Genomic DNA, 16527 nt, shown 5'->3' on the forward strand with positions numbered 1-16527 from the left:
CTCGTAATGAGCAGGTCAGGAGTTCGATTCTCCTAGGTGGCTCAGCATTTGCGTCGAGCGTCACGCTAGCGCGACGCTCGTAGGCGACGGCCACCCCAGCGTGACGTTCGCGGTTCTGGCTCAACGCGGCAGCGCATATCCCACCGGCCCCGCCGCGACGCACACGGCAAGCGCGGCCGTGTCGGCTCGCACCGTGATGGCGTCGCCCGCGCCGGGCAACCGGACGTAGACCCGGTTCAGCCCGGGATGCACCGGAACCTTCGTTTTCGGCCCCTCCGACAGCGACAACGTCAGCGAGCCATCGCTGTTGGCCAGGTAATTGATCTCGGCGGTCCAATCCGTCGGCAACAGTGGGCCGTCGAGACCAAGCCGCACCGGTCGGTCCGGCTGCACGAAGTAGCCGCATCGCGGCACCGGTCCCGGCAGGATCGCGCGCACCCAGGTCACCTGCGCGTCGGCCAATCGGCCCGAGCTGTCCAGCACCCGCAATTGCGTTGTTGCCGAAGCGAATTCCGGACGGTCCGATAGCAGCGCGAACATGTGGCTGGCCAGATTCTCCGGCCAGGCCACCCGACCCAACACCAGCGGATCGACCTCCTGATCCAGCAGCGGCGCATTCGAGGCCGCGTGTGCGACGGCCAAACCGCGGCGGGCGTTCTGCAGATAAGGCTCGACGGGGTTGTCGCGCCACGAGGTCAGAAACGTCGCCGTGGAATACCCGCTACTCGCCACGAACGCCACCGCCATGGCCGTCGTAACCGCAGCACGGCCGGCGGAGGCGTCCAGCCAGTGCTGAACCTGTCCGGCGAAGCGACGGTTCGGTGCGCAGAACCCAACCGCGGCCAGCAACGCCAGCACCACGACGAGATCGGGGAAATAACGCGACGTCTGGGCCAGTTCCAGGGCGGTGAACCGCGATGAGCGCATCAGGTAGATCGGCACCTGGCAGGCGACCACGTAGCCGGCCGCGGTCAGCCACACCGGCACAAGGCGCTGCTTGCGCGCCAGGGAGACGCCCAGCGCCGCGGCCAGCGCCAACCAGCCCAGCACCATGACCGCCGGTGGCGGGGTCGCCCACGGCGAGGCCGGCGCCCAGCGCGCCCAGGCCCACGGCCCCCCGGCCAAGCCGGGAACGATCCCATGAGTCACCGAGCGACGCAGCAGATCCCACGTCATCGACAGATCCGAACTCCACCGCCGCTGGTTGACCACAACCACGTAGACCGCGATCCAGGAGGCGGTCAGCGCCAGCAACGCCGTCCACAATCGAACTCCGGCGCGCCAGACCGCTGAACACGCTGCCAGCGGCGTGCGGTCGCCCTGCATGTGGAACAGCAGCGCGGCGATGGCGAACGCGACGAAAGGAATCACCGCGGCCTTTTCGAAGAACAACAGCCCACCGAGGTAGGCCAGCACGCCGGTCATCGCGTAGCGCTGGTCGCGGGTTCGGACCAGCATGATCGCATCGGCGCAGACCCAGGCCAGCGCGGCCAGCATCGGCAGCGAGTTCAGCGCCGCCGCCCACCACGCGAACCCCGGAACACCCAACGGGGTGAACAGCGCAAAGGTCAGTGGGATGAGCAGTACCGGCCGCCAGCCCAGGATGACGTACAGCGCCCGCAACAGCGCCAGCGAGGCCAGCAATTGCAGCACCACCAGGCTGATGGCCGGTCCGATCCAATTCAACGGCGCCAGCCGCGTGATGGCACCGGCGACCAGGAAGGCGGCCGGCATGACATGGCCGTCGTGGTCGTCGAACAGGTATGACGGCGACAGCAGGCCATGCGTGCCGGCTCGGCCGACCAGGATCAGGTCATCCCAGTAGAAGTAGCCCCGAAACGCCAGCACCGCGCGAATCGCCAGCTGCACCACGATCAGCGCGGCGGCGGCCAACGCTACCTTCGGTACCCCGGCAGCCCGTCGGTATGGTGGGCCGGTGCGCGCACTGGTCACCGGGGCAGCCGGGTTCATCGGGTCGACGCTAGTCGACCGGTTGCTGAGCGACGGGCACAGCGTCGCGGGGCTGGACAACTACGCCTCCGGGCGGGCAACCAACATCGAGCACCTGGTCGACGTCGGCGAATTCGCTTTCGTGGAGGCCGACATCGTCACGGCCGATCTGCAGGCGATCATGGACGAGCATCGCCCGGAAGTGGTGTTTCACCTGGCCGCGCAGATCGACGTGCGGCACTCGGTGGCCGACCCGCAATTCGACGCGTCGGTCAACGTGATCGGCACTCTGCGGCTCGGCGACGCGGCGCGCCGCGCCGGTGTGCGCAAGATCGTGCACACCTCGTCGGGTGGATCGATCTACGGCACCCCACCGTCGTATCCGACCAGTGAGGACGTGCCTACCGACCCGGCGTCGCCGTATGCGGCGGGCAAGGTTGCGGGGGAGATCTACCTCAACACGTTCCGGCATCTGTACGGCCTGGAGTGCTCGCACATCGCGCCGGCCAATGTCTATGGGCCCCGCCAAGATCCGCACGGCGAGGCCGGCGTGGTGGCGATCTTCGCCCAGGCGCTGCTGTCCGACAAGCCGACCAAGGTCTTCGGCGACGGTTCCAACACCCGCGACTACGTGTTCGTCGACGACGTGGTGGACTCGTTCATCAAAGCGTCGGGCTCGGTCGGCGGCGGGCAGCGGTTCAACGTCGGCACCGGTGTGGAAACCTCTGACCGCCAACTGCATTCAGCGGTGGCCGCGGCCGTCGGCGCGCCCGACGATCCGGAATTTTGTCCACCGCGACTCGGCGATTTGAAACGGTCCTGCCTCGACATCGGTTTGGCTGAGCGAATTTTGGGCTGGCGCCCGCAGGTCGCGCTCGACGACGGCGTGCGCCGCACCGTCGACTACTTCCGGCGCAAGCACGTCGCCTAGCGCGGTCCGGCTTCTCGAGATCACCAACGCGTCGCCATGGGATCGTCGAACAAGTCGTAGGTACCAGTAGTCTTCCACTGCTGCAACGCCTTATGCGGAGTGCCGAACCACCGGACGTTTAAGACCACCTCGGCCGGAGACCGAGCTCCATCAGTGAGGTGGCCGGTCGAGATCTCTTCGGGCATAAGCGGTTGGCTGAGAAACGGATTAAGCAGTCGGACGCCAAACAAAATCAAGTTGTGAGTTCCGGGCAGTGCAGCCGATGGAACAATCATTCCGACCGCTCCGCTAATTCGGACGTCATCCGCCAATGCCTGCGTGGGGGCGTAATCGTCGCCGACGAGCTCGTCGGGCGTCAGACCGTAGCTGCCGCAATCCTTGAAGTCGACCCCTGTCACGTCATCGAGATCGATCAGCGCTGTCCATAAGTTCAAGACGACGTCGTCCGGATTGCCGGCCGGTCCAACATTGTGGCGAAGCATCTCGGCGGCAGGGCCGAGCGGATGAAGACTCAGATACTGCACGATTTCGGTTCTGCCCCGATGAAAACGACCATCCTGTGAGCTGGGAAACGCCCACCACGGAGAGTCGTACGCGGCGTGACGAAATACGGTCAGCCTCATACCGTCATGGCACGGGCTGCAGTCGCGGCCCCAAGGAGCTTCGGGAAGGAGAGCGGATCGTCGAGCGCCTCAATGGGGCGCTGGCCGAGCAGTGGATGCTCCCGATAGAACCAGGCGACTACCCCAGGACCCGTGAATGAGTGGCGCAGCTGGTTCACGAGCTGTCCGACCGCACGGATACGAGCTGCATCGTCAGTTGCAGGCTCGGGCCCGTCGTCCGCGAGCCAGCGCTGAAGCTGGCGAACGGAAACCCTGAGCAGGTCGGCAAGGGTCTTCTGCGGGGCGGCGAGGATCTCGGATGTCCTGGCAAGTACCTTGCGGACCGGCGCATCATCGTTGTACGGCTGATTTTCAGTAATGTCACGTAATGCGTGGCGAAATTGCTCCAGTGCAATGCGAACGTCACGCCGCCGGTCCGCGTCGTTATCTTGGCGGAGCGCTTTCTCCGCGCGATACGCGGAAGCCCATAAAGCCGTTGTGAGATATGGGTCGGCATCGAGGAGCGAGGGCGTCTCGGCGCCAAGCGTCGGAGCGAAGCTGTCGATCAATTGGGAAACCTTGTCGGGAACCGTCCTGGACCGCTGTAACAGCTTGGTCGCTTCGTTAACGCGGCCAAGGATGGCATGAAGGTCAGCGGTTGTCGTAGTCATGTCATGATCGTACGACAAATCTACGCCAATGGCTTGGCCCGGTTGGCATGCGTGCGCGGCTTTCAGGGCGACCGCGCGGGCCAACAATCAGCCGGAGTCAATCCCTTGTCCGATGCAGTGGGCGGCGGTCAGCATCTGGCGAGGGGCCGACGACAGGGAGAAGGCAGTGACCGCGAGCGATGACGGTGGCCAAGCCGATCAGGAGGCGACAACCTGGGGTGAACGCCTGGGACGGATAGGCGTTGATTGGTGGGCCACGATTGTGGCCGGCATCGTGGTGCTGTTAGCCGTCGCGGGTTTGCTCCCCAAGATTCCGTGGTGACGCGATGAGCACGGTCGTCGTTGATCACACGGAACCCGCCGAAGAGGCCAGTTTCACCAGCCGCAATTTGTTCGCGTATGTGCCCGGCGTCTTGCTGTTGATCGCAGTCGGACTGCTCGGCAAGTACGCCCAAATATGGTGGAAATCCCTTGCTCAACACGAGCATTGGACGGTTCCCGACATCGAGTATGTGCTGTGGGCCATCGTTATCGGCCTCGTCGTCACCAATACCTTCGGTCTGCACCGCATCTTCCGTCCCGGCGTCCAGACGTACGAATTTTGGCTGAAGATCGGGATTGTCGCGCTGGGAGTGCGGTTCGTCCTGGGCGATGTCGTCAAACTCGGTGGCATCTCGCTGGTGCAGATTGTGGTTGACATGGTCATCGCCGGCGCAATCATTCTCCTTGCCGCCTACCTGTTCGGATTGTCGGGCAAGCTTGGCTCGCTGCTCGCCATCGGGACGTCCATCTGCGGCGTCTCGGCCATCGTGGCCGCCAAGGGCGCTATCCGCGCGCGCAATTCCGATGTCGGTTACGCGATCGCGGCGATCTTGGCACTGGGCGCCGTGGCGTTGTTCACGCTGCCGCTTCTGGGACACGGAATGGGGCTCACCGACCGCGAATTCGGCTTGTGGGCGGGTCTGGCTGTCGACAACACCGCCGAGACCACCGCGACGGGATACCTGTATTCCGAGCAAGCAGGAAAGATCGCGGTGCTGGTGAAGTCCACCCGCAACGCTCTAATCGGTTTCGTGGTGCTGGGTTTCGCTCTGTACTGGGCTTCACGCGGTCAGGCAGACCAGATCGCGCCGGGCTTGCGGGCAAGGGCCGCATTCGTCTGGGACAAGTTCCCCAAGTTCGTCCTGGGCTTTCTGGCGGTGTCCGCAATCGCGACGGCGGGCTGGCTGAGCAAGACCGAAAGCACCAGCATTGCCAACGTATCGAAGTGGGCGTTTTTGCTGACCTTCGCCGGCGTGGGGCTGAACACCAACATTCGGGAACTCGTCCGCACCGGCTGGCGCCCACTCGTGGTGGCCATTATCGGCCTTGTCGTCGTTGCGGCGGTATCGCTTGGCCTGGTCCTGCTCACCTCACGTGGGCTGCACTGGGGTGTCGGGGCAGGCTGATCACTCGGGCGCTTGCGCGCCCTCCAGCGCGACGGCACGGGCCAGTCTTGCGTAACGCAGTTCGAGGTCCTTGAACCGCATGTAGGCGCTCAAGGTGGTGAAGCTGAACGCGATGATCAGCGCGTAGAGCATCAGGTCGGTGCCGCGGTCCACGCCGAGCCAATGCGCCACCACCGTGGTGTCGTTCGGCCGGAGCACGGCGTAGATACCGGCCAGCACGAAAACCAGATAGCCGACTTTGACCCAGGCCTTCGACTGGGCGCTCCGACGAGACCGCAGCAGGTAAACCAGCAACGCGACGATCGAGGTGATCAGCAGGCCCTGAATCCAGTTCATCGCGGCATCCTTCCTCGCAGGAATAAGTCGAAAATGATGTTGACACCGTTCAGCAGCGGTTGGCCCTTGGATTGGGAGTACTCGGTGTAGAGCACCTCGACGGGCTCTTCGGCGACGCGCCAATGGTTTTCGGCGATCAGCATGATGAACTCGTTGGCGTGGCTCATCCCGTTCATGGTGATGTCCAGCCCGTCGGCGACGGTCTTGTTGAACACCCGCAATCCGTTGTTGGTGTCGGTCAATCCCAGCCTGCGACCGCGCGGGCTCAGCTGCGCGGCGGTTTGCAGCACAACGCGTTTGAGCAGCGGGGGCCTGCTGACACCGGCGCCGAATCGCGTTCCGATGACGATGTCGACGTCGCCGGCGCTGAGCCGGTCGATCATCGTGACGAGGTCCTTGACGCGGTGCTGTCCGTCGCCGTCGAAGGTGGCGAAGACCTGCGCGCCGGGTTGGCGTCGGGCGTACTCGACGCCGGTCTGGATGGCCGCACCCTGGCCCAGGTTCACCGGGTGGCGCACCAGATGTGCCCCGGCCCGCAGCGCGATGTCGCCGGTGTCGTCGCGGCTGCCGTCGTCCACACACACGACGTTGGCGAACACGGCCCGCAGATCGGTGATGACGTCGCCGATGACGCCGGCTTCGTTGAAGGCTGGGACGACGACCCAGACGTTGCGCGTTTCGAGCATGTCAAGCCCACAAGCTACACGTTCGTTCGCCCAAGTCGGCTGATCAGCCGCCCGCGCGTGACAGCGCGGCCAGATGCACCCCGATACCCACCAGCGGACCGCACAACAACGCGACCACGGTGCGGGTCTCCAGCGGCAGCGGCAACAACAGCAGCAGCGTCGACGCGACCGTCGCCCCGACCCAGCCCAGCGCGTAGGCGCGATGCAATGCAGCCGCCACCGCGGCCGCGCCGGTCAGGGTCAGCATGGCGATGGCCACCGCACCAGCCGTCAACCAGGCCAGCAGCGCGCCGGCCGCGCGGTAATCGGGTCCGAAGCCGACCCGCAGCAGCCACGGGCCGATCAGGCCCGCGGCCAGCACGCCGATCGCGCCGATCCCGCCGACCAGCGCGGCCGGCGCGATGAGCGCCCGTAGCCGCTCGGTTCGCGCGTCGACGAAGTGCGCGATCAGATTGCCCTGCATCGCGGTCAGCGGTACCAGCAGGGGCGCCCGGGTGAGCGTGACCGCCAGGATGACCACCCCGCCTTCGGCGCCGAGCTGGTTGGAGGTCGCCTTCAGCAGCACCGGAAAACCCATCACGAGAATGGCGCTGGCGCCGGCCGCGGTGATCGAATGGGCCGCTCCGCGCAGAAATGTCGCGGTGCCGCCCGGGGTCAGTAGGCGGGCGGCGGCCCGGGTCGCCGGCGAGACCACGATCATGATCAGCCAGGCCACCGCGCCCGCGACGCTGGCCCACAAGAACCCGACCAGGCCCCAGCCGATCACGAAGGTAGCCACGGCGACCGCCACTCGGATGACCGCGTCGGTGACCATCAGTGCCCCGTACTGGGTCCACCGGTTGGTCCCGGCCAGCATGCCCAGCAACGTGGCGTGCAGGCAGAACCCGGCCAGCCCGACGCTGAGCAGGCCGACCGAGAGCCAGTGGGCTTCGGCGAACACCCGAGTGCTCCACAGCGGTGAGCTCCCGGCGACCACCAGGGCCGCACCGATCCCGACCATCCCGGCGACCCGTAGCGGATGGGTGCGTCGCGCCGGTAAGACGTCCAGGTAGCCGGTGGCACGGACTTCCCGGGTTGTTTCTTGCAGCAGGCCATTGGCGGACCCGGTGACCAGGCCGAACGCTCCCCAAAAAACCGCGAAGATCGAAAAACCGGCCGGAGCCAGATCACGGGCGGCCAGGTAGACGACCGCGTAGCCGCACAGTGCGGTCAGCACGGTCGCCGTACCGACCCGGGCCACGCTGCCGCGAGCGATCGGGCTGGCGGAGGCTCCGATGCTAGGGGTCGGGCCGACCTCGGTCACGGTTTGAAAATACTCACAGCCATTACCGCCCTCAGCACGCTGACACGACCTCGGCCTGACAGACTGTGCGGCAGAGGGGAGTATTCCTCCGCCGCGGTGTCGTCATCACGTCACCCCCAGCCGGGCGACCGGGGCCGCGGGCCTTTGCGACCCCGGTCGCGACGGTGGGAGAGACCTCTGGCGTGTCAGCGACCGGAGGCCTCTGTTGTCCGTTTCTCTGCTCGAATGGGTCGTCACCCTGGGTGTGACGATTGCGGTGCTGCTGTTCGACGTCGCGGTGATGGCGCGGAGGTCCGGGGAACCGACGATGCGCAGTTGCGCGATCGCGTTGTCGGCGTATGTCGCACTCGCGGTGTGCTTCGGGATCTGGACGTGGTACTTCCATGGCCAGCGGTACGCCCTGGAATTCTTCGCGGGATGGATCACCGAATACAGCCTGTCGATCGACAATCTGTTCGTCTTCGTCATCATCATGACGAGCTTCAACGTGCCCAAGATCTATCAACGGCAAGCGTTGTTGGTCGGCATCGTGATCGCGCTGATTCTTCGCGGCATCTTCATCGCGCTTGGCGCGGCGGCCATCCAGCGATTCTCCTGGGTTTTCTACCTTTTCGGCGCCTTTCTGGTGTTCAGCGCGATCAGATTGGCTCGCGGCGCCGGGCACGACGCCAGCGCGGAGAACGCGGCCGTCCGGTTCGCTCGCAACCACTTGAATGCCACCGACAGCTGGCACGGTGCCAAGCTCTATGTCAAAGAGGGGGCGCAGTGGTCGATGACCCCGATGCTTCTCGTCGTCGTGGCGCTCGGCGTCGCCGACCTGATCTTCGCCCTCGATTCCATTCCCGCGATTTTCGGCCTGACCCGCGAGGCCTACTTGGTGTTTGCCGCCAACGTATTCGCCCTGATGGGCCTGCGGCAGCTGTACTTCATGCTCGCAAACCTGTTGCAGCGGCTCGTTTATCTGTCCAAAGGCCTCGGCGTCATCTTGTCGTTCATCGGGATCAAGTTGATGCTGCAGGCGTTGCGGGAAAACGATCTGCCGTTCATCAATGGCGGCAGGCACGTCGACGTCCCTGAGATCCCGACGTCGCTCACCCTGGCGGTCATCGTGGTAACTCTCGTCGTCACCGCAGCCGCCAGCCTTTACGCCACCCGGGCCGCCGACGGTTAGGCCTCGATGGCGGCGGCGATGCGTCGTTCGATGCTGGCTCGTGCCGGGGCGGGCAACACGATCAGCCCGTCGAGTTCTCTGCTGGCCCGCGCATAGGCGTTCTGCCGTTCCTGCGGCGAAGCGGCTTCGTCCTGGGCGAGCTGTAGCAGGTGCCGGGCCCGTGCCAGCCGCTGCTGGTCGTCTTCGGAGAAGTCGCTGCGGCGCCGGCGAATCGCTTCGGCCTCGGCGACCTCGAAGGCGCTGACGTAGTCGTGGACGGCGTCGCGGTATTCCAGTTGCGCGGGCCGATCGCTGACCAGGTCTTCGGGCCGCTCCGGGCGCAGCAGGTCGGCCTGCCGCTTGGCGTTGTGGAAGGCGACGGTCAGCGGATTGCGCATGTCGGTCATCAACGGGAAGTCGAGCAATTTGGCGATGTCGACCTCGTAGTCCAGCCACCGCGCGTCGGTCCGATCATGCGTGGCGAGGAGTTTGGCGATCTCGCGACGGTAGCCGTCCTTGTTATCTCGCTTCCGGCCGGATGCTTCCGCGATCGCGATCTTGGTCTGCTGCTTCAGCCGGTACCGTTCCATCCGCCGCTCGGCCCGGCGTTCGTTGGCCGCGGCGATCGCGCGGACGCCCCCGCCGATCGCGCCGCCCAGCGGGAACACCAACCACCAGAAATTCGCGGCGAAGTGAAACATCGGGCCCACATTGCCAGGATGCCACTTGCGGCGCTATCGGCTCGACCCCAAAGCCCGGTAGATCGGCGTCGCGAATTTCGCTGTGCGCGAAGGCAGTGCCGAGGCGTCAGTGTCCGGTGCTCTTGAACCGCTCGATGGACCGCAGTACCTCTGCTTCGGCCTCGGCACGACCCACCCAGTCGGCGGTCTTGACGTACTTGCCCGGCTCCAGTGCCTTGTACTGCGAGAAGAAGTGTTTGATGACATCCAGCTCGTACTCCGGGACGTCTCCGATGTCCTGGATGTCGTCCCACCGATGATCGCCGGCCGGGACGCACAGCACCTTGTCGTCGCCCCCGTGCTCGTCGGTCATCCGGAACATTGCCACCGGCCGCGCGGTCAGCCCCACGCCCGGGAACAGCGGCTCGGGCAGCAACAACAGGATGTCGAGCGGGTCGCCGTCCTCGCCCAGGGTGTCGTCGATGAAGCCGTAGTCCGTCGGGTAGACCATCGACGTGTAGAGGTAGCGATCTAAGCGCACCTTGCCCGTCTCGTGGTCGACCTCGTATTTGTTTCGCTGACCCTTAGGGATCTCGATGGTGACGTCGAATTCCACCGTCTCGGCTCCTTCGGCTGGGGTGGTCGCTGCTGATCGGCAGTTGTCGCGCGTCCACCCTAGTCCAGCGATCTGGTGGGCGACGCAGCTCCCGCAGGACGTCGGTCGGCAGATGTTTCAAGCACAATAGGCGCAAAGCAGTCAGGAGAGTCATGCGTCCCACTCAGTGGCGGCCGTCCACGCACCTGATGGTGGGAGTGGGCGTGCTGGCGATCGTTGCCGCCGTGGTCGCGGCGGCCGCGTTGTTCACCGGCAGCGGTCACGGCGCCAGCGGTGCCCGGATCCCACCGCCGCCGCCGGCTGTCACGGCCAAGCCGAGCATCGTCCCGGTGGCCGCCACCGCGCTGGTGCCGACCCAGTCTGGGCTGGCCGCGACCCTGGCGCCGGTGGTGGCCGACCCCAACCTGGGCAAGCTGGGCGGTCGGGTCACCGACGCGATGACCGGCGAGGAACTCTGGCAGCAGCAGGATGACGTGCTGCTGCAGCCGGCGTCGACGAACAAAACGCTCACCACCGCGGCCGCGCTGTTGGCGCTGGACCGCGAGGCCCGGGTCACCACTCGAGTGGTGGCCGCCGATCAGGCCGGAACGGTGGTGCTGGTCGGGGGTGGCGACCCAACGCTTTCCGCTGCTCCGCCGGGGCAGGACACCTGGTATCACGGTGCGGCGCGCATCAGCGATCTCGCCGCTCAGGTACGTCGCAGTGGGGTGACGCCGACGGCGGTGCAAGTGGACACCTCGCTGTTCAGTGGCCCGACCTTTGCGCCCGGCTGGGATCCGGCCGACATCGAGGGCGGCGATATCGCACCGATCGAATCGGTCATGCTCGACGCCGGACGTATCCAGCCGGCGACCGACGAGTCGCGCCGGTCGGTGACCCCGGCCCTGGACGCGGGACACGCGCTGGCCGCCGCGCTCGGCGTCGACCCGCAGCAGGTGACCATCGCGCGCCATCCCGCATCCGCCGGCGCGCGGCAGCTGGGCGCTGTCCAGTCGGCGCCGCTAATCGAGCGTTTGAACGAGATGATGAGCGTCTCTGACAACGTGATGGCCGAATGCATCGCCCGTGAAGTGGCCGCGTCGATGCATCGGTCGCTGAGCTTCACCGGCGCCGTCGACGCCGTGACCAATCGGTTGAGCCTCGCGCACGTCGACACCAGCGGCGCGACATTGAAGGACTCCAGCGGGTTGTCGGTCGACGACCGACTTAGCGCCAAGACCCTCGACTCCGTGGTGCAGGCGGCGGCCGGTCCGGATCAGCCGTCGCTGCGGCCGCTGCTGGACCTGTTGCCGATCGCCGGTGGCAGCGGCACGCTGTCCGACCGTTTTCTCGACGCCACCTTCCATGCCGCCGGGCCGGCCGGCTGGTTGCGAGCCAAAACCGGCTCGCTGACCGCCGTTAACGCGTTAGCTGGGGTGGTGACCGACCGAAGTGGACGGGTGCTGACCTTCGCGCTGATCTCCAATGACGCCGGGATGACCGGCCGAACAGCGATCGACGCGGTGGCGACCACCCTATGGTCGTGTGGATGCGTAACGTGACCGCGGCAACCGAGTTGACCGTCGGCCGCGCCGTCGACTGGGGATTCGCGGCGACGGTCGGCCAGCGGCTGGTCCGTGCCGGCCCGCCGTCCACCGACTACACCCGTCGCCAGGTGGTCGAGAACCTGGCTACCGCCGCCAAGGCTGCCGAACCGCCGGTGCGCGACGTCACCGGTCTGCAGACCAACGGCGTTGTTCCCGAGGCCCGCATCGTCGACCGGCCGGGGTGGGTGCGGGCGGCCGCCGAGTCGATGCGGGTGATGACCGGCGGAACCGACAAGCCGCGGGGGATGATCTCGGGACGGGTCACCGGCGCGCAGACCGGTGCCGTGCTGGCGTTCGTCGCGTCGGGCATCCTGGGCCAGTACGACCCGTTCGCCGCTTCCAATGACGGCGGCGCCTTGCTGCTGGTGTACCCCAACGTCATTGCGGTCGAGCGGCAATTGCGTTTGGAGCCTTCCGATTTCCGATTGTGGGTGTGCCTGCACGAGGTCACTCATCGAGTGCAGTTCACCGCGAATCCATGGCTGTCCGGCTACATGTCGCAAGCGCTCGGTGTGTTGACGCAGGAGGGCGGCGAAGACATCGCGCAGGTGGTGAGTCGGCTGGCCGACTTCGTCCGCGGCCGTGGCGAACCGTCGCGGGCCGACCACGACCCGAACACAAGGGGCGTTCTGGGGTTGCTGCGCGCCGTGCAGTCCGAGCCGCAACGCGAGGCCCTGGATCAGCTGTTGGTGCTGGGCACGTTGTTGGAGGGCCACGCCGACCACGTGATGGATGCCGTTGGGCCCGTTGTGGTTCCGTCGGTGTCAACCATCCGGAGCCGCTTCGACGAGCGTCGGCACCGCAAGCAGCCGCCGCTGCAGCGGCTGCTGCGCGCACTACTGGGCATCGACGCCAAACTGAGCCAGTACACCCGGGGTAAGGCGTTCGTCGACCATGTCGTCGACCGGGTCGGGATGAAGCGGTTCAACACCGTGTGGACCGGTCCGGACACCCTGCCCCGGCCGATCGAGATCGAATACCCGCAACGATGGATCGACCGGGTGCTGTAGCGGAGCTCCGCTCGGCCGTAGCGGCGTTCGCCAAGCAATACCTCGCCAGCGCCGATCGCTGGTGCGTGGCGCTGTCTGGGGGCCCGGATTCGTTGGCGCTCACCGCCGTCGCGGCCGCCCTGCTGCCGACCACCGCGTTGATCGTGGATCACGGTTTGCAGGCCGGCTCGGCAGCGATCGCCGCGACCGCTCGCCGCCTTGCTGAGGAATTGGGATGCGTTGACGCCCAAGTCCTTTGCGTCCAGGTCAGCGGAGACGGCGGGCCGGAGGGCGCCGCGCGCACTGCCCGGTACCACGCGCTCGAGGCTGCCCGTCGCGATCGCCCAGTGCTGCTGGCCCACACTCTCGACGATCAGGCCGAGAGCGTGCTGCTCGGCCTGGGTCGCGGTTCGGGCGCCCGATCGATCGCCGGGATGCGCCCCTACGACCCGCCTTGGTGTCGACCGTTGCTGGGTGTGCGGCGCAGCGTGACGCACGCGGCTTGCCAGGAGCTGGGGCTCTCGGCCTGGCAGGACCCGCACAACACCGACCACCGTTTCACCCGGACCCGGCTGCGCCACGAGGTGCTGCCGTTGCTGGAAGAGGTGCTTGGCGGTGGCGTCGCTGAGGCGCTGGCCCGCACCGCCACTGCGCTGCGCGCCGACACCGAGATGGTCGATGCGCTGATCGCGCAGGCGATGACGGCATCCGCGACCACCGAGGGGCTCGACACCCAGGTATTGGCGGCGCTGCCCGACCCGGTACGTCGTGGAGTCATCCGCAGTTGGTTGCTGGCCGGCGGCGCGATCGGGCTGACCGACAAGCAGATCCGCGGCGTTGACCGGCTGATCACCGCCTGGCGCGGCCAGGGCGGAGTGGCGGTCGGGTCCACTTTGCGCAATCAGCGGTTGGTCGCCGGCCGCAGCGGCGGGCTTTTGACTCTGCACCGAGAGCCGGTCTAGCTGCCCTCCGTTGGTCGTCGGCCCGATTACATGGCACGCTGTGGTCGTGGCAGCGGAATCGCCGGAGCTGTACCCCGGGGACATCAAATCGGTGTTGCTGCGCGAAGAGCAGATCCAGGCCCGGATCGCCGAGCTCGGAGCACAGATCGGCGAGGACTATCGCGAGCTGGCCGCCGCTGAGGACCAAGACCTGCTGTTGATCACCGTGCTCAAGGGCGCGGTCATGTTCGTCACCGACCTGGCGCGCGCGATCCCGCTGCCGACGCAGTTCGAGTTCATGGCGGTCAGCTCCTATGGATCGTCGACGTCCTCGTCGGGAGTGGTGCGCATCCTCAAAGACCTCGACCGCGACATCAACGACCGGGACGTGCTGATCGTCGAGGACGTCGTCGACTCCGGGCTGACGCTGTCCTGGCTGCTGCGCAACCTGAATACCCGGCATCCACATTCGCTGCGCGTGTGCACGCTGCTGCGCAAGCCTGACGCGCTGCGCGCCAACACCGACATCGCTTATGTGGGTTTCGACATCCCCAACGAGTTCGTTGTCGGCTATGGCCTCGACTACGACGAGCGCTACCGCGACCTGCCCTACATCGGAACCCTGGACCCCAGGGTCTACCAGGACTAGGGGCGATCGCAAGGCCGGCGAAGCCGGGCGCAGCGGGTCGCCACCAGAACTCGAGCCCTTACTGCAGTTGCCACACGGCGGTGACCGAGAAGCTCACCGTCTGCTGGCCAGGCTCTAACGGAACGTTCGACGGCATTGCCCCGCCTCGCGGAGCCGGAGCCATGACGGGCGGCGCTCCGCCCGCTGCCTCCGAAATCGAGATGACCTTGCCCAGCTTGAGCCCGGACAGCTGCGCGTACTGCTCGGCCCGGTTTTTGGCGTCCTGAAAAGCGCGGGCACGCGCGTCCTTGACCAGCTGCGAGTCGTCCGCGATGGAATAGCTGACCGAGTTGATTCGGGTGGCGTCGCCGCCGGCGCCGACAATGACCGCCAGCACGTGCGACGCGGAGTCGGTCGGGTGGATCTTGACCCGGATCGAGTTGTCGGCACGATACCCGGTGATGCCGCCCCCGGAACTGTCGTACTGCGGTTGCAGGCTGACCTCGGTGGTGCTGATGTCCTTGCGGTCGACGCCCGCGCCCGTCACTGCATTGATGACCGCCTGCTGGCGGTCGTTGGTCTGATTCATCGCCGCGGTGACGTCCGGCGCGGTGAACTCGATGCCAACGTCGGCGGTGAGGGTGTCCGGGACCCCTTGGACCTGGCCGGAGCCGACGACGGTCACTTCGCGGGGGTTGTCCCCGACCCGTCCCGCGTGGCTGTCGCAGGCGGACAAGACGCCGACCGCAAGACCCAACGCGAGCGCGAAACGTAATGGCAATTTAGCGCGGTCGGCGACGGGCATGATCTGCACTTTAGTCGTTCTCGGAAGAGCGACCCGGGAGTTCAGTACCCCACCCCGGGTGGGGTGGGGTACGATGCGAATTATGAGCGAGGAATTGACCGCGAAGAAGCAGGCGGTGCTGAACCGGTTGAAGACGGTTCGGGGCCACCTTGACGGCATTATTCGGATGGTGGAATCCGACGCGTACTGCGTGGACGTCATGAAGCAGGTCTCGGCCGCTCAGTCCTCGCTGGAGCGGGCCAATCGGGTGATGCTGCACAACCACTTGGAGACCTGCTTTTCCACTGCGGTGCTGGATGGCCGCGGGCAAGCCGCGATTGACGAGCTGGTTGATGCGATCAAGTTCACGCCGGCGCTGACCGGTCCGCTTGCACAGCTGGGCGGTGCGGCGGTTGGCGAACCCACTGACCAGCTGGCGACGGCAGGCAGCGCGATCCAGAGCTAGACGTCACGGTCAGCGCCGTGACTATCCACCAAACTTATTGTGGCTCAACGATTTTAAGGGAGCACTCGAGATGGCGTTGCATGGACTCGTGGCGAAAGCGGCGCCCACGGTGGTGACCGGCGCCGTGGGAGTTGCGGCGTATCAGGCGCTGCGCAAAGGGGTCGCGAAGGTTCCGCTACGGGCGGCGACCGTCACCGTGACCGCCTGGGGCATGCGCTTTGCCCGCGACGCCGAGCGCAAGGCCCAGCACAGCGCTGAGCAGGCCCGACTGACGGCCGCCGATGTGATCGCGGAGGCGAAAGAGCGCATCGGCGAGGACGTTACGCCGCTGGTGGTGGTGGACTCGGACAACAATGGCGCCCACTGACACGCTCGCCGACGCCGATGTCGCACTCAAGGTTGTTTCCGACGCGGCGGGGCGAATGCGGGTGCACGCCACAGGTTTTCGTTTCGACGAGATTCGGGCCGTAGCGATCGAGGACTCGGTCGCCAAGGTGACCGGCGTGTGCGCGGTGTACGCCTATCCACGTACGGCGTCGGTGGTGATCTTTTTCTCGCCGGAGCGTCGCGACACCGATGCCGTCTTGTCCGCGATTGCCGATGCGCGGGATATCCCCGCAGAGTTGGTGCCTGCGCGCACTCCGCACTCGGTGGGTGCGCGCAAAACCATTGGGACGCGGAAGTTCAGCGGCGGGATTCGCCGCTTGTTCGGCCGCGCGCCGGAAGACGATACGTCGACCGAGATAGCAAGTTGCGGCGG

19 protein-coding genes and 1 pseudogene are annotated in these 16527 nt (G+C 66.3%); 11 read left to right on the forward strand and 9 right to left on the reverse strand.

Features of this window, described 5'->3' with window-relative positions:
• Window positions 1-120: 120 nt before the first annotated feature.
• A complete protein-coding gene (locus tag VKI00_RS31145) occupies window positions 121-1971 on the reverse strand; it encodes a hypothetical protein (protein WP_324446852.1) in 1851 nt (616 codons plus the stop codon).
• Here VKI00_RS31145 and VKI00_RS31150 point away from each other — a divergent pair.
• Window positions 1937-2881 (forward strand): NAD-dependent epimerase/dehydratase family protein, encoded by a 945-nt coding sequence (locus VKI00_RS31150; RefSeq protein WP_324446854.1) that lies wholly within the window; start codon window positions 1937-1939, stop codon window positions 2879-2881. The two genes, VKI00_RS31145 and VKI00_RS31150, sit on opposite strands and share 35 nt — an antisense overlap.
• Window positions 2882-2901: 20 nt before the next feature.
• On the opposite strand, the gene VKI00_RS31155 is transcribed toward VKI00_RS31150, so the two are convergent.
• Complete coding sequence (locus VKI00_RS31155; protein ID WP_324446856.1) at window positions 2902-3504, reverse strand: RES family NAD+ phosphorylase; 603 nt, start codon at window positions 3502-3504, stop codon at window positions 2902-2904.
• Window positions 3501-4154: a hypothetical protein gene (locus tag VKI00_RS31160; RefSeq protein ID WP_324446858.1), complete on the reverse strand. Its 654-nt coding sequence runs from the start codon at window positions 4152-4154 to the stop codon at window positions 3501-3503. The genes VKI00_RS31155 and VKI00_RS31160 overlap by 4 nt, the downstream gene beginning before the upstream one ends.
• A 166-nt stretch (window positions 4155-4320) precedes the next feature.
• Here VKI00_RS31160 and VKI00_RS31165 point away from each other — a divergent pair, with 166 nt between their 5' ends.
• Both VKI00_RS31165 and VKI00_RS31170 read left to right on the forward strand, forming a co-directional pair.
• On the forward strand, window positions 4321-4476 hold the full coding sequence (locus VKI00_RS31165; RefSeq protein WP_324446860.1) for a hypothetical protein: 156 nt from the start codon (window positions 4321-4323) through the stop codon (window positions 4474-4476).
• Between the two features lie 4 nt (window positions 4477-4480).
• Entirely contained in the window at window positions 4481-5602 is a 1122-nt protein-coding gene (locus VKI00_RS31170) for a YeiH family protein (protein WP_324446862.1), read from the forward strand.
• Here VKI00_RS31170 and VKI00_RS31175 read toward each other — a convergent pair whose 3' ends face one another.
• The 3 genes from VKI00_RS31175 to VKI00_RS31185 are packed head-to-tail and all read right to left on the reverse strand — an operon-like array spanning window position 5603 to window position 7927.
• On the reverse strand, window positions 5603-5938 hold the full coding sequence (locus VKI00_RS31175) for a DUF2304 domain-containing protein (RefSeq protein ID WP_324446864.1): 336 nt from the start codon (window positions 5936-5938) through the stop codon (window positions 5603-5605).
• Window positions 5935-6624 (reverse strand): glycosyltransferase family 2 protein, encoded by a 690-nt coding sequence (locus VKI00_RS31180; protein WP_324446866.1) that lies wholly within the window; start codon window positions 6622-6624, stop codon window positions 5935-5937. Before VKI00_RS31180 ends, VKI00_RS31175 begins: the two co-directional genes overlap by 4 nt.
• 43 nt (window positions 6625-6667) lie before the next feature.
• Window positions 6668-7927 (reverse strand): hypothetical protein, encoded by a 1260-nt coding sequence (locus tag VKI00_RS31185; RefSeq protein ID WP_324446868.1) that lies wholly within the window; start codon window positions 7925-7927, stop codon window positions 6668-6670.
• Between the two features lie 205 nt (window positions 7928-8132).
• Here VKI00_RS31185 and VKI00_RS31190 point away from each other — a divergent pair, with 205 nt between their 5' ends.
• On the forward strand, window positions 8133-9098 hold the full coding sequence (locus tag VKI00_RS31190) for a TerC family protein (protein WP_324446870.1): 966 nt from the start codon (window positions 8133-8135) through the stop codon (window positions 9096-9098).
• On the opposite strand, the gene VKI00_RS31195 is transcribed toward VKI00_RS31190, so the two are convergent.
• Both VKI00_RS31195 and VKI00_RS31200 read right to left on the reverse strand, forming a co-directional pair.
• On the reverse strand, window positions 9095-9787 hold the full coding sequence (locus tag VKI00_RS31195; RefSeq protein ID WP_414687345.1) for a hypothetical protein: 693 nt from the start codon (window positions 9785-9787) through the stop codon (window positions 9095-9097). The two genes, VKI00_RS31190 and VKI00_RS31195, sit on opposite strands and share 4 nt — an antisense overlap.
• A gap of 97 nt (window positions 9788-9884) precedes the next feature.
• Window positions 9885-10373 carry an inorganic diphosphatase gene (locus VKI00_RS31200; protein WP_324446872.1) on the reverse strand — a complete coding sequence of 163 codons (489 nt, stop codon included), beginning with the start codon at window positions 10371-10373 and terminating at the stop codon, window positions 9885-9887.
• 152 nt (window positions 10374-10525) lie between these two features.
• Between VKI00_RS31200 and dacB the strand changes: the two genes are divergently transcribed.
• From dacB to hpt, 4 genes are read left to right on the forward strand one after another with little or no spacing between them, the layout of a single operon-like run.
• Window positions 10526-11914: a D-alanyl-D-alanine carboxypeptidase/D-alanyl-D-alanine endopeptidase gene (gene dacB / locus VKI00_RS31205; RefSeq protein ID WP_324446874.1), complete on the forward strand. Its 1389-nt coding sequence runs from the start codon at window positions 10526-10528 to the stop codon at window positions 11912-11914.
• Entirely contained in the window at window positions 11911-12969 is a 1059-nt protein-coding gene (locus VKI00_RS31210) for a zinc-dependent metalloprotease (protein ID WP_324446882.1), read from the forward strand. The genes dacB and VKI00_RS31210 overlap by 4 nt, the downstream gene beginning before the upstream one ends.
• Window positions 12948-13910 (forward strand): tRNA lysidine(34) synthetase TilS, encoded by a 963-nt coding sequence (tilS, locus tag VKI00_RS31215; RefSeq protein WP_324446875.1) that lies wholly within the window; start codon window positions 12948-12950, stop codon window positions 13908-13910. The genes VKI00_RS31210 and tilS overlap by 22 nt, the downstream gene beginning before the upstream one ends.
• Before the next feature lie 25 nt (window positions 13911-13935).
• Window positions 13936-14538 carry a hypoxanthine phosphoribosyltransferase gene (hpt, locus tag VKI00_RS31220; protein WP_324446884.1) on the forward strand — a complete coding sequence of 201 codons (603 nt, stop codon included), beginning with the start codon at window positions 13936-13938 and terminating at the stop codon, window positions 14536-14538.
• 58 nt (window positions 14539-14596) lie between these two features.
• On the opposite strand, the gene VKI00_RS31225 is transcribed toward hpt, so the two are convergent.
• Window positions 14597-15322, reverse strand: coding sequence for an SIMPL domain-containing protein (locus VKI00_RS31225; protein ID WP_324446876.1), 726 nt, complete (start codon window positions 15320-15322; stop codon window positions 14597-14599).
• Window positions 15323-15404: 82 nt separating this feature from the next.
• Here VKI00_RS31225 and VKI00_RS31230 point away from each other — a divergent pair, with 82 nt between their 5' ends.
• From VKI00_RS31230 to VKI00_RS31240, 3 genes and pseudogenes are all read left to right on the forward strand, one after another.
• Window positions 15405-15767 (forward strand): metal-sensitive transcriptional regulator, encoded by a 363-nt coding sequence (locus VKI00_RS31230; RefSeq protein ID WP_324446877.1) that lies wholly within the window; start codon window positions 15405-15407, stop codon window positions 15765-15767.
• Window positions 15768-15837: 70 nt separating this feature from the next.
• Window positions 15838-16134 (forward strand): DUF1490 family protein, encoded by a 297-nt coding sequence (locus tag VKI00_RS31235; protein WP_324446878.1) that lies wholly within the window; start codon window positions 15838-15840, stop codon window positions 16132-16134.
• Window positions 16121-16527, forward strand: a pseudogene (locus tag VKI00_RS31240) (heavy metal translocating P-type ATPase); the annotation flags it as partial. The gene VKI00_RS31235 and the pseudogene VKI00_RS31240, both read left to right, overlap by 14 nt.

It is taken from the genome of Mycobacterium sp. (genome assembly GCF_035314665.1).
GTDB lineage: Bacteria > Actinomycetota > Actinomycetes > Mycobacteriales > Mycobacteriaceae > Mycobacterium.

What these genes read in the sequence shown, in the direction of transcription:
- VKI00_RS31155 (WP_324446856.1), bottom strand. Translation starts at nt 3,504, where the DNA reads ATGAGGCTGACCGTATTTCGTCACGCCGCGTACGACTCTCCGTGGTGG.
- dacB (WP_324446874.1), top strand. Translation starts at nt 10,526, where the DNA reads ATGCGTCCCACTCAGTGGCGGCCGTCCACGCACCTGATGGTGGGAGTG.
- VKI00_RS31170 (WP_324446862.1), top strand. Translation starts at nt 4,481, where the DNA reads ATGAGCACGGTCGTCGTTGATCACACGGAACCCGCCGAAGAGGCCAGT.
- VKI00_RS31145 (WP_324446852.1), bottom strand. Translation starts at nt 1,971, where the DNA reads ATGAACCCGGCTGCCCCGGTGACCAGTGCGCGCACCGGCCCACCATAC.
- tilS (WP_324446875.1), top strand. Translation starts at nt 12,948, where the DNA reads ATGGATCGACCGGGTGCTGTAGCGGAGCTCCGCTCGGCCGTAGCGGCG.
- VKI00_RS31235 (WP_324446878.1), top strand. Translation starts at nt 15,838, where the DNA reads ATGGCGTTGCATGGACTCGTGGCGAAAGCGGCGCCCACGGTGGTGACC.
- VKI00_RS31175 (WP_324446864.1), bottom strand. Translation starts at nt 5,938, where the DNA reads ATGAACTGGATTCAGGGCCTGCTGATCACCTCGATCGTCGCGTTGCTG.
- VKI00_RS31225 (WP_324446876.1), bottom strand. Translation starts at nt 15,322, where the DNA reads ATGCCCGTCGCCGACCGCGCTAAATTGCCATTACGTTTCGCGCTCGCG.
- VKI00_RS31160 (WP_324446858.1), bottom strand. Translation starts at nt 4,154, where the DNA reads ATGACTACGACAACCGCTGACCTTCATGCCATCCTTGGCCGCGTTAAC.
- VKI00_RS31230 (WP_324446877.1), top strand. Translation starts at nt 15,405, where the DNA reads ATGAGCGAGGAATTGACCGCGAAGAAGCAGGCGGTGCTGAACCGGTTG.
- VKI00_RS31180 (WP_324446866.1), bottom strand. Translation starts at nt 6,624, where the DNA reads ATGCTCGAAACGCGCAACGTCTGGGTCGTCGTCCCAGCCTTCAACGAA.